This is a genomic window from Flavobacterium sp. (assembly GCF_039916025.1).
Lineage (GTDB): Bacteria > Bacteroidota > Bacteroidia > Flavobacteriales > Flavobacteriaceae > Flavobacterium.
In genome coordinates, this window is sequence record NZ_JBDSMB010000059.1 from 1 (window position 1) to 11,599 (window position 11,599).

The window sequence follows — 11,599 nt, forward strand, 5'->3', positions numbered from 1 at the left end:
GGTAACTATATACAAGTTTACACCGAAAAAATTTCTCTGTTTTTAATCTTTTTCGGTGATTTTGTTATCTTTGAATGTGTTTACTTTAAAAAATTACTTTATGAATAATTATAATTTCAATAAACATGAGTAAACACAAACAAAGAAACAAATCTTATAAATTTAACTTTAATTTCCACTTTAGGATTTTTTGGTTTTTATAAGAGAGTTATAGGGTAAGTTCAGGCTTACCCTTTTTTATGTAAAAAGCCCCTGATTAAAGGAGCTTTGATTAGTATTCTGTTCTTTTTTTTATTTTTTCCTTTGCGGTTTATAATTCAGAGCTTGAATAATTTTTTTGTCAAACTCTGTTCTTTCGGTTTTTTTTCGCCCCGCCTTTAAAAAATCAATTGTCGCACATTCTATAGCCCCTCCTTTAAGCGGTAAACTAACAGTTTCTACATCCGATAAGTCCTCTTCTAAATAAGTACTTACATCAGATACTTTAAAATACCATTCTCCGTCAAATTCAACGCTTGTGATGGTCTTTTCTTTCAGTAATGTTTTTTCGTTTAGTTCTTTATTCATTTATCAAAGTTACATATTTTGTCCTAATCCCCGAATTAAAAAGCAACCAATTAAATTTATCGCTTTCAATGTTGTTTCTCATATTGTATCTGTAAACGAACTCGTCAACGTACAATTGTAAATGTTTTTTCGATACGTTATTATACATATCCCTTGCCGAATTCTTAAACAACTTCCATGCACCCTCGATGTTGTTTGTATGCGTATTTCCATCGTAAGAATGAATATAGTGATTAGCTGTATCTTTTACCGTTCTATGGTCGTAATGGTCATTTAAACCGTTATATCCGTTCCAATCATCTGCAATTAGTATTGAGCCTTTTTTAACATATTTTCTAACTACCGTTTGTAGTTCATCTTTTTGAGTATTTTTAACAACTACTGCTGTTATCTTACCGTTTCTCTGAACAAGTCCTACTATAGGAACTTTATCTTTAAAACTGCGTCCGTGATTACCTTTTACTTTTTTGTCGGCGTGTCTATTCTTATTTTTCCCGCCGTAAAATGTTTCATCCGCTTCAATAATTCCCTCTAACTCTGTATAGTTCTCAATTTGAAAACACGCTCTTATTCTCTGCAACATAAACCATCCTGTTTTTTGTGTTACATCAATGTCTTTTGCTAGTTGTATTGAACTGATTCCTTTTTTATGAGAGGTTACTAAATAGATTGCTAAAAACCATTTTTGCAATTCAATTTTAGTATTGTCAAACATCGTATCAGTTTTTACATTGAAGTACTTTCCTGTATTTTTACAACGGTATCTACCGCCCTTACATTTATATACTTTTGAGGTTACATCAAAGGGACTTACCACACCATTTTCCCAACGCAATTGCTCTAGGTATTGAATACACTTTTGCTCGTCAGAAAATGTTGTTATAATCTCTATTACGGATTTAAAATTTGTATTAAACATAACTTTAATTTTTAGTCTATTCAAAGGTAGTATATTTTTACATTAAAAACAAATATTTAGTGTAAAAAGATTCTAATATTTAAGACCTCCCTATAAATGTAGGGCTTTCAACATATTCCCGCAAAAGTCTGAAACTAAACGTTATCTTTGATTTGCGGGAGTTGTTCCCTGGCAGGCACACTTCCGTATTCATTAGGCTATCTTTTTGGTAGCCTTTTGTTTGTTATCTCATTTTTTATTGTAATCTTTGTAATTGAAAAAATAGCGTTAGCTATTATCGTGGTCTTGAAATCTGACAGTTTCCATTCGTGCCACAAGATAATTAGAGAATGCTCGCGCGTAGGCGTGGGTGTATATTATCTTGGCACAGGGTTTTGTCAGAACCTCAAGACAGGTAATGTTACAAACCCACGCCTATTTCATTTTATAAACTTCATCTTTGGGTTTGAGGTGTTTAAAAACATCTGTTATGAAAGCTTTATTCACTTTAGTTATTTTTATTTTCTGTGTAAGCTTATATTCGCAAACTAGTACTGAAAAGTATAATTCTGTATCAGACCGTTTTGAAACTTTCAACTCTAACGGCGATATGATTTCTTATAAAACTTATAATTCAATTAAAGGTCAATGGGAAACATATTCTGTTAATGATAAAAGCGATGGAGTTTATCATCCTCAATCTTCTGTTAATACTGATTTAATGCAACGAGCGTTACAGTCTAAGCAAAATAGATTTGATGCCAATAAAGAGAGAATAACAGCTATGCTCAACCTTTGTTATGTTACTATATATCAAAAAATTGACTCAAAGACAAATTATACAATATATACTAGAGTATACAACAGATTTACTAACGAATATGTAACTCCTTTAAATAATAAAAGTTATGACTTTTCAAATACTGTGTTAACCGATAATATTATAAATTGGCTAGACACAGGGCTTAAAACAATATTTTCACAAGAACTTTAAACCAAAACAATATGGATGATAACCAACTATATCGCACTCTTTTTTTAATTAAAGATTTTCTAACAGAACACAAAGAAACAGAGTTTAAATCTTTTGATTTAACTGATAATCCTAATCAACTACATGGTGATTCTTATAAAATCCCCGTTGATTCTGCCTCTGATGTGATGTATTTTTTAAAACATTATAAATTAGATACAAATCAAAATGAAGAAAGTATAATAAAACTCTTTCAAGAAAAAAATATTAGATTTGACAAAGTTTATCTTACCCTACTATTGCAATAGAACTGCCATTTAATATTGCTTGTACTACGTTAGCGTGATTTATAGCTTGTAATATAGCCCATTGTTCTAGTGGGCTTTTATTTTCTAAATTTAATTTTAAACTATTCACTTTTTCAATGAATTCTCCCCCCGAACAATTATAAGCCCACTTTGAACGAACAGGAATCATAAAATCTAAACCCAGACCATTAAATAATGCCTGTATTTCATCAAAAGAGTTTAAATCATCTAACTCAATAGGATGATAAACCCAATTTCCAAGAGAATTTATCTTTTTTCTTAAATCCTCCCTCGACCATTTTTCTAAATCTACTTCTTTAAATCTTTTCATTTTAGTATATTTGTATAGCGAACTTATCGAACTGCGCCATTTGTTGCAGAATCTTATCGCTAATTTAGATTAAACGCCGTCTTTGAAAAACCGACTGCTCTGCAAATTGTAAATGCAAAGTGGTAAAAGTAAGAGAGAACCGCACCCTCCCGCAATCGTTTTATCGAGATTGCAAAAACGTTTTAGCAAATTCCAAGAAAAACGAGTAAATTCGCTGTTGTTAATGTTATTTTTTGGGCGGTGTAAACTTGTATATAGTTACCTGAATTAAAATACTGCTCCAGACTTCTTTGAAATGCTGTTAATGCGGCTAATTGTTCTTTTTTAATTGGAGTTTGGTTATTTGTAGCTAGTGTAATTCTTGTTTTTACTTCATCATCTGTCGTTGCAATTAATTTTACTGGAACATGAACTTTACTAATATTTTCGCCTTTTCTATTGTTGTATAAAACATTACTTGTTTGACAACCGTTAACAATTTGATAATCATTAATAGTAAATTGATCTCCAGTTGGAGAGATTGAACTAGCAACAATTGTAACACCATTATTTAGAACGCTAAAAATTTCAGAATCGTCATTATTTAATGTATTAGCAATTCCGCCGTTAACATCATTGTTGTCGCCTTGAAAATCTCGAACATTGTCTTCAAAAACATTTAATAAATTTCCTTCACTATCAGAAACTATTTTTTCAAATTCATCAAATGATAAAAGCCCTATATATGCTTGCGATACTCCAGTAATTTTTGGTAAAGTAATTCTGTTTGTAAAGGTTATAGTTGTACTTATTGATTCTTTAGTCTTTCTATATGAATTTGCAAGTTCTCTTGCGCCGAATGGAAAAAATAATACTTCATCAAATAAATTTGTTTGTTCAATATTATTTACACCATTTTCGATTACAGCTTTTAAATTTGTGTCATCTGTCCATTTTCCAGTTGTGATATAATATAATCTTATTGATGGGTTTTCTTTAAAACTAGGTGCTTTACTATAAATAAAATTTGAAATTTCAGCAAATCTTATGATATCATCATTTCTTTTTAGTTTTGGTTTTTGAGCGAAAAAATCCAGAACACCAAATAAAAATGTATTCATATCACTACCTTCAAAATTAGAAGACGTTTTCGCTTGAACAAAAATAAAATTCACATCTAAAAAATTGTTTCTTTCCAATAAATCTTTTACTTCTTCTACACTTTCAACAAGTTGACCATTAACAATTATAGCAATTCCATCTATTCCAGTATCATTGCCATCGCCAACCATTAATGTGTCAATTTCAAACGTTTTATTATATTCATTTGAAACTACACAATAGTTTGCCAGCTTTTCAAAATCCTTTGATTCTCCTTCTGAAGTCAGTTCAAGGTTAGTTATCAATTCGGAAATTAAACTTTCAGTAATTCTATCCATTTTTGATTTTGTTTTAGGAATTATTATAAATGTTATCTTAAATTGTTATGTTATTTTTTGCACGGCGCGGGCATTACCACTAACGTTCCGCCGCTTCTCGTCAGTTGCGAACTTCGGAACGAATTATTTTCTGTTAAAGATAAAAATTCTTGCGAAACGTGAACGTGAACTTACAACAAAATTCGCAATTGCGAGAAACAGCTGTTATGCGTTCGGCTTTTTATTCCACTAAATATTTCGCTAAAATTTTGTCAATGCAGAATTTATAGAATACTATAGTAACACTAATTATCATCCAACAAATTGTCTCAAGTGGCCAAGAATTTAAATCTTCACACCAAGTTAATATAATTAAACCAGAAACGAAATATGCGGAATTTTTGTAAACTTTTTTTCGATTGAATATTGCTGTCAACACATTCTGTATAAGTAAAATAAACCCAAATATTCCTACTGAATAGAAAAAACCAGCATCAGAAAGAAATTCTGTTTCTGAATTTATAAACGCAGAAAAAACTATTTGAATTAATCTAAAAATAATCCAATATAAAATTAACTGTATTACAGTTCCAATAATTCCAAATTTTAAAATACGGACAAACATCTTTTTCAGTGAGATTTTTTAAGCTGACGCATAACGTTTCGCGGCTTTGCGAGGTTGCGAACTTCGTAACCGAGATTTTTCGGCTAAAATAAAATTTTTTGCGAAAGATAAACTTGAATTTACCACATATTTCGCAATCTCGCAAAACCGCTGTTAGTGGCTGGTATTATTTCCATCACTAGCTTTTCTCAAAATAACGAATTGGATTTGCCATTCCTCTAATTTTTGGTACTTCTTTGTTAATATAAATATCAAGAATTTCTTTCGCAGTAATTTCTGAACCTTCAAATCCCCATCTTTTCGTTCCTCTATATTCAATATTTTGAACCCATATTTCTGGTTTAAATATTGCTCTTATTACACCTTTATATTCGGCTAAAACAAAATCTGATTTTTCTGCTCTGTATTTGTCTAAAACCCACCAACCTCTGGTTGCTTCATAAATATTTGTTCTGTCATAAACTGGGTCATCGCTTTTCTTTTTCCGTTTATTGTCGTAAGTTTTATTTATGTTGATTACTAAAATTTTATGTTTTATGTCCTCTTTTTTTAATTCTTCACAGTTATAGAGTATTTCACATTCATTAACAGTTTTAATTCCTTGGTTAAATGAATTATGGCCTGCAACAATATTTGAAATTTTAGCAACTTCTGCAAAATCTCTAAAGGTTAAAAAGTCAATTAAAACTGATTCAACGATTAGCGCTTCTTTTTGTTCTAATCCGTGTTTTACTATGAAGTGTTTTACTTTTAAATTGTCAATTTTAATGGCTCTAATTGTTTCTAATTTTTCAGTAATGCTTGGATTAAATATTGCTTCATTAATATGAGAAAAAACACGATTTCCGTAACCTTTTCCAACATAGAATATTTTATTATCTCTTGGGTCAATTAAAATATAAACATAAGATTTTAATTCTTCTTGTGTCTTTTGTGAAAATAATTCTGTCATAATTCGTTGTTTTTCTGCGATGTGCGAGATACTTGCCACTAACGTTTTTCAGCTTGGCGAAGTGGCGGAAATCGAAGCACAAAACTTCAACTTTGTACTAAAGTTGAACCGAAGAACAACTGTTGAATTTAGAACTAAACCCGCCATTTTGCCAAACTGATGTTAGCTGATGTTGTTTTCACTAATAAAATTCGATTTTAATAATGAGAAAACAATAGAGTCTTCCATTCTGTTATTTTTCCAATAGTGTTCTTTCAATATACCTTCTCTAGAAAAGTTGAATTTAGTTATGAGTTTAAGAGAGGCAATATTTTCTGGACCAATAAATGCTTCAATTCTGTGTAAATTCATCTTTTTAAATCCATATTCAATTATGGCGTATAAAGCCTCCGTCATTATTCCTTTCGATTTTTGAAGATTTTCTGTAAGTGCATAACCTATTTCTGCACGATTATGCTCTATATACCAAGTATGAAAACCACACCATCCAATTATTTTATTTGAATCTTTTTCGATTATTTGAAAAAGTATAAATGATTTATTAAAAGTGGAAATCCCTTTGTTAAATTTTTCTCTTTCTTTAATCAATTCTTTGTCTGATGATAAGCCAAAAAATAATTTTATTTCAATATCAGTAAATTTATTAAAAACGTAAGTATAAACTTCGGGATCAAGTCGTCTTAAATTTAATCTTTCAGTTTGTAAAGTTTCAAATTCCATTTTTATAAGGTTGGTAAGTTACAATATCAGCTAACGTTTCGCGGCTTGCAGAAGTGGCGAACGTCGTAACCGCATATTTTCCACTAAGATTGAATTTCTTGCGGAAAATGAACGTGAATTTTGCACATATTTCGCCATTTCTGCAAACCGCTGTTAACTGTAGTTTTTACTTATGAGGTTTTCTTAATTACCCATTCTACTAATCCAGCAGATATTGTTAATTCTGCTATTTTGTCAACTAAATATAGTTTAGTGTCGGTTTCATTTTCATATTTTTCCAAATTACTTTTAGCTGAATGGACAACATAGAAAAATTTGTCATAATCAGTCATTGTAATAAATGTATTTTGGTATGACAAAAATTGAGGTAAATCAGATTGAGATTTGATTTGTACAATTCCTCTTTCTCCAGTAACAGGTGATAATAATTCTAAATCTAAAGTCTTTTGAGTTTTACCCATATCTCCAATTCTTTGCCAACCAGCTTGGCGAAATATTAAATCAACTAAAGTTTCAAAATCTTTCCATTGTAAATTTTGAATGAGTAGTGTTAACTTTTGCTTTAGATTATTTAATGCTTGTTCAACTTCAAGGACTTCTTTCATTTGTTCGCAATTAATTTTCGCAATTGCATATTTCTGTTCTGGAACTTTACAAATTGTTCCTCTGAATCCTTGAGTTTTTAAAAGTTTACCGCTAATATTACTCGCTAATAAAGTGTTGCCATTTATATCTTTATCTGACCAATTCCCAATTACTGGTCGAACTTTACTTTTGTCGGAAAGTTGAGTAATTTCTGGTTTTGAGAAACACCACCAAAATTTATTCAAATAGAAAGTAATCCAAAGAGTATTTTCATCTTCTTCATAAAATTGTTGAATTTGATTTGTATGACTTGTTGCAACTTGCGACAAGCAATTCATTTCTTCGATAAAATAATCACGAATTAAATTCCAACTTTTACTTTGACACAAACTATGTTCAGTTTCTTGGTATCCAAGTCTTAAAGTTTGACTTTTTTCAATACAATCTTTTTCATATTTTCCACCTTCGCCAAGTTTAATAAAGAGAACTTTATTCGGTTTTATTTTCATCATTATTTCTTGTTAAAACGGTTCGTGAATAAAATTACAGTTAACGTTTCGCGGCTTCAAGAAGTGGCGAACTTCGTAACCGCATATTTTCCACTAAGATAATATTTCTTGCGAAAGAAAAACGTGAATTTACCACATTTCTCGCCATTTCTTGAAACCGCTGTTGTGCGACGTTTTTCTTTTTCTGTTAATTTCTATTTAGTTCTCTTTGTATGAAATTGTAAATATGTTGTAATTAATTTAACCCTTTTGCACTAAATTTAATTCATTTAAAAAAGCATAATAATCTTCCTCTTTTTTCTGATATCGGTATAAAGCAATGGGCATTAGACCTAATGTGATTATTGTAAAAAATAAGTACATTAAATAATAATAAATCGATTTCTCTTCGCTAGTACTAGCCCATAAAATAAATTTTGCACATGGAATCAATGGTAATGCAAAAATTAAAGAAAGAATTGGAACATAAAGAATAAAATCTTTTAAACTATTTCCAGGATTAGACCAACCATTATAAATATTAAAGCACATCATACCAACAAAAAAATATTTTAGTAAATAAAAATTTAAAGATGGTATTTTAGTTACAGATTTAGCTTCTAAATATATTTTACTATCTATTAACCATTTAAAATTTTCACTATTCTCATTCGATTTTAAGTTTTGTATATATTTTTTAAAGTTTATAAACGAACTTTTTTTAAATACTCTTTTCTTGTCTAATTCATCTTTTGTAGTAGAATCATTTATAATTTTTTGCAAATGAATTGCAAACAATGATTCATTTGTAGTTAAAAGCCAAGTGGCACCGTCAGATGTGCTGCCTGATAATGCTTCTTTTAGACTAATATTTGGTAAAATTAGACTATTTAAAATATGTTCTAATACATATGTTTTGTCTGGCTTTACAGAAGTGTTATCGTCTTTTAATCCATTTGTTAATTTCCAAGAATTAAATTGCTCTAATATATAATCACAAACTTGCATTAAGTAAAAATTCATAACATACAAATGGAATGTATTTTGACAATCTTCACCATGAAGATTGACAAAATCCTCCAATTTTTCTACTTCGAATTCTCTTACTGCTTCAATTTTTAATAATTCCCAATATTTTTCGTTTTGACTGTCTAATCTTTCTCTAAAATTTGAAATTGTTTCAGATTTCACTTTAGCCAATTCTAATTTTTTTGGAGCTAGTTTTGCAATTGCTTCATCTTCTTTAATTCCTGCATAAATATCTCCAATTATTCCAACCGCTCCACCTATTAAGGCAGTTGTATTGCCAGATTTTCTTCCAGCAAATAATCCGACGATACTTGAAAGGTTTTGAATATTATTTGACAAGCCTTGAAATTTTTGTGAAATTTCCGCAGCCAATTCTGAAATTTTGATTATTTCATTTTCAATTAAGTCATTTTCTTTCGTCAAACTTTGAAGTAATTTTTCTTGTGCTGTTGTGCTCATAGTTAATTTTTAATTTAATATAAAATGTATAAACATGTTAGAAATAGTATCGGATGTATTGCGCAAAAGATTTATTAATTCTGATCTATGCTTTATATAATTAATGTCATTGCTGTTGCTATCCATAGCAAGTATTGTATCTAAAATTTTATCATTCCTATTGGACAACCCATTTAATGTGTTTTGTACTATGCTTGCTTGAATTTTACATTTTTCTATTCTCATATCATATTCTTTGCACATTAATTCAACCTGACAATCCAATATTTTTATTGATTTTTCAATTTCTTTTACTTGTATAACAGTTGCTGAAATTTTGTCTATTGAGTAATCAATTGTAGATATAATATTATTACAATTCTGGAATGCTGAATCTACATTTTGTATAGCTTCGTTAGTGCTTTCTACAATTTTATCATATTTTGATAAATTAGTTTGTTCGTTCATTTTTTATGATTTCTTTGTAAGTAATTTATAATGAAGGTGCATGTTTACCTTTACCTGCGCCATTTGGATGTCTATGACATGAATTACTTGTTAAACCGCTAATTGTAGAATTTGATGTTCCGCAATATTTGCAATTGTAACTAGACTTTTCACTTCCTTCATATAACTTATGTTTTCCTTTTCCACTACCTAATGGATGTCTATGACAGGAATTTGCCGTTAGACTTGAAATGCTTGAACTTTTAGTTCCGCAATATTCACAATAAAAATTTGACATGTATTTAATTTTATTTGGTTGATTGTATGTCTTTTAGCACGATTTTTCTCAAAATGTCGCACAACGTTCCGCTGCTTCTCGTCAGTTGCGAACTTCGGAACGAATTATTTTCCACTAAGATAATATTTCTTGCGAAACGCAAACGTGAATTTTGCACAAAATTCGCAATTGCGAGAAACAGCTGTTATATGCAGCTTTTATTATTCCTCAAAGCCATCGTGAATCAACTTCCATTTTTTTGCCTTCAAATTGTATTTAAAAATCCGTCTATTCTTCTGGTAAGCGTTTGCATGAAGAAAAGTTGTTAATGTTTTGTTTATTGGATTGATTTCAATTGGGAAAAATTGTACAGTGTCACTTAAATAATTACTTCTGTAAAACTTTTTATTTTCTGCTTGGAGAAAATATGTATACAATGGTCCGCCATTTCCACCAGGATCACTCTTAATTGCAAAGTCTTCAAAACTGTCAAAATTAAAGTCGGCTACTATAAAGTTTCCAGAATCCTTTTCATCTCCACTTGGCAATTTGCTATTTACTTTTGTAATGTAAGACCTGACGTTCTTGCAATTGTCAAACGAATCCAAATAAAAACCTTCACATTCAATTTTAAACGTCTGAGTTCTTTTTGAATTTTGTTTCTCAGTAACTTGAACTACGAGTTGAATTAAATCTTCTTTTTTCGAAATTGGGACAACTTTGTAATTGAATTCCCTTGAAAGATTCTCATATGAACAAGTTTGTCCAAAAGCATTTAAGGAAGTAAATATTATTATTAAAGCGATTTTTAAGATGTTCATTTTCTCCGGATTTTTGTCGAAAAGTTGCATATAACGTTCCGCCGCTACACGAAGTGGCGAACTTCGGAAATGCATATTTTCCACTAAGATAAAATTTCCTGCGAAATAAAAATGTGATTTTACCATATTTTTCGCCATTTCGTGTAACGGCTGTTACCAGCAGTTGTAATACAGTTTACTTTTAATGCATATTGATTTTTAAAAAGCATTTCGTTTGAAATTAATATTCATAATCTTTTTTGTATTCTCTGGGATAAATAAAATCCGATCGGAAAGAAGATACAGAAGGAAACTGCAAAAGCGATTGCAATAAAAATAAACGTTAATAAATCAGCGCCAACCATGGCCGATAATCCCCAAGTAATAGTATAAGGAAAAAATATGTTAGTTAAAATATTGTCTGAGGAAATTAAGCCCGTACACATTATATATCCAACAACATTACCCAAAATAAAATAAATTGCTGCAATTAAAAATGTGATTTTCATCGCTGTGATTTTTTCGGTATTGTTTATTGTTTTCATATCGTTCATTCTAATTGTATAATATAGTTTTAAAAGCTTTTTTATACTGCGTTTTGAAGTTGTTTAGTTCTTGAATTCTCCGATTCTGCTCAAGGCGGTTTCAAGGTTCTAGCGCAATTTTTTGTTTTTTAAATTCGCTGTTTTATTTCCTGAATTTTTGCACCAAATTTTTGAAGATTTGGTTTCAAAATTAAAGAATAAAACTACACTATTTTTTTG

13 protein-coding genes are annotated in these 11,599 nt (G+C 29.9%); 2 read left to right on the plus strand and 11 right to left on the minus strand.

Going from position 1 to position 11,599, the window contains the following annotated elements:
* Positions 1-291 precede the first annotated feature (291 nt).
* Positions 292-567: a hypothetical protein gene (locus tag ABIQ27_RS03285; RefSeq protein WP_348032023.1), complete on the minus strand. Its 276-nt coding sequence runs from the start codon at positions 565-567 to the stop codon at positions 292-294.
* On the minus strand, positions 560-1,486 hold the full coding sequence (locus tag ABIQ27_RS03290) for an IS1595 family transposase (RefSeq protein WP_348032025.1): 927 nt from the start codon (positions 1,484-1,486) through the stop codon (positions 560-562). The genes ABIQ27_RS03285 and ABIQ27_RS03290 overlap by 8 nt, the downstream gene beginning before the upstream one ends.
* Positions 1,487-1,955: 469 nt before the next feature.
* On the opposite strand from ABIQ27_RS03290, the gene ABIQ27_RS03295 reads away from it, so the two are divergent.
* Both ABIQ27_RS03295 and ABIQ27_RS03300 read left to right on the plus strand, forming a co-directional pair.
* Entirely contained in the window at positions 1,956-2,459 is a 504-nt protein-coding gene (locus ABIQ27_RS03295; protein ID WP_348032027.1) for a hypothetical protein, read from the plus strand.
* Between the two features lie 11 nt (positions 2,460-2,470).
* The gene (locus ABIQ27_RS03300) at positions 2,471-2,746 is read left to right on the plus strand and encodes a hypothetical protein (RefSeq protein ID WP_348032029.1); all 276 of its coding nucleotides are present in this window, start codon (positions 2,471-2,473) and stop codon (positions 2,744-2,746) included.
* Here the strand turns inward: ABIQ27_RS03300 and ABIQ27_RS03305 are convergent.
* From ABIQ27_RS03305 to ABIQ27_RS03345, 9 genes are all read right to left on the minus strand, one after another.
* Positions 2,727-3,077: a hypothetical protein gene (locus ABIQ27_RS03305; protein WP_348032031.1), complete on the minus strand. Its 351-nt coding sequence runs from the start codon at positions 3,075-3,077 to the stop codon at positions 2,727-2,729. The genes ABIQ27_RS03300 and ABIQ27_RS03305 overlap by 20 nt on opposite strands.
* 182 nt (positions 3,078-3,259) lie before the next feature.
* Complete coding sequence (locus ABIQ27_RS03310; RefSeq protein WP_348032033.1) at positions 3,260-4,495, minus strand: AIPR family protein; 1,236 nt, start codon at positions 4,493-4,495, stop codon at positions 3,260-3,262.
* A 782-nt stretch (positions 4,496-5,277) separates the two neighbouring features.
* A complete protein-coding gene (locus ABIQ27_RS03315; protein WP_348032035.1) occupies positions 5,278-6,051 on the minus strand; it encodes an excinuclease ABC in 774 nt (257 codons plus the stop codon).
* A 162-nt stretch (positions 6,052-6,213) separates the two neighbouring features.
* Positions 6,214-6,771 carry a GNAT family protein gene (locus ABIQ27_RS03320; protein WP_348032037.1) on the minus strand — a complete coding sequence of 186 codons (558 nt, stop codon included), beginning with the start codon at positions 6,769-6,771 and terminating at the stop codon, positions 6,214-6,216.
* A gap of 170 nt (positions 6,772-6,941) precedes the next feature.
* Positions 6,942-7,868 carry a hypothetical protein gene (locus ABIQ27_RS03325; protein WP_348032039.1) on the minus strand — a complete coding sequence of 309 codons (927 nt, stop codon included), beginning with the start codon at positions 7,866-7,868 and terminating at the stop codon, positions 6,942-6,944.
* Positions 7,869-8,105: 237 nt separating this feature from the next.
* A complete protein-coding gene (locus ABIQ27_RS03330; RefSeq protein WP_348032041.1) occupies positions 8,106-9,332 on the minus strand; it encodes a hypothetical protein in 1,227 nt (408 codons plus the stop codon).
* Positions 9,333-9,341: 9 nt separating this feature from the next.
* Positions 9,342-9,779 (minus strand): hypothetical protein, encoded by a 438-nt coding sequence (locus ABIQ27_RS03335; RefSeq protein ID WP_348032043.1) that lies wholly within the window; start codon positions 9,777-9,779, stop codon positions 9,342-9,344.
* A gap of 477 nt (positions 9,780-10,256) precedes the next feature.
* Positions 10,257-10,856, minus strand: coding sequence for a hypothetical protein (locus ABIQ27_RS03340; RefSeq protein WP_348032044.1), 600 nt, complete (start codon positions 10,854-10,856; stop codon positions 10,257-10,259).
* A 227-nt stretch (positions 10,857-11,083) separates the two neighbouring features.
* Entirely contained in the window at positions 11,084-11,380 is a 297-nt protein-coding gene (locus ABIQ27_RS03345) for a hypothetical protein (RefSeq protein ID WP_348032046.1), read from the minus strand.
* Between the last annotated feature and the right edge of the window lie 219 nt (positions 11,381-11,599).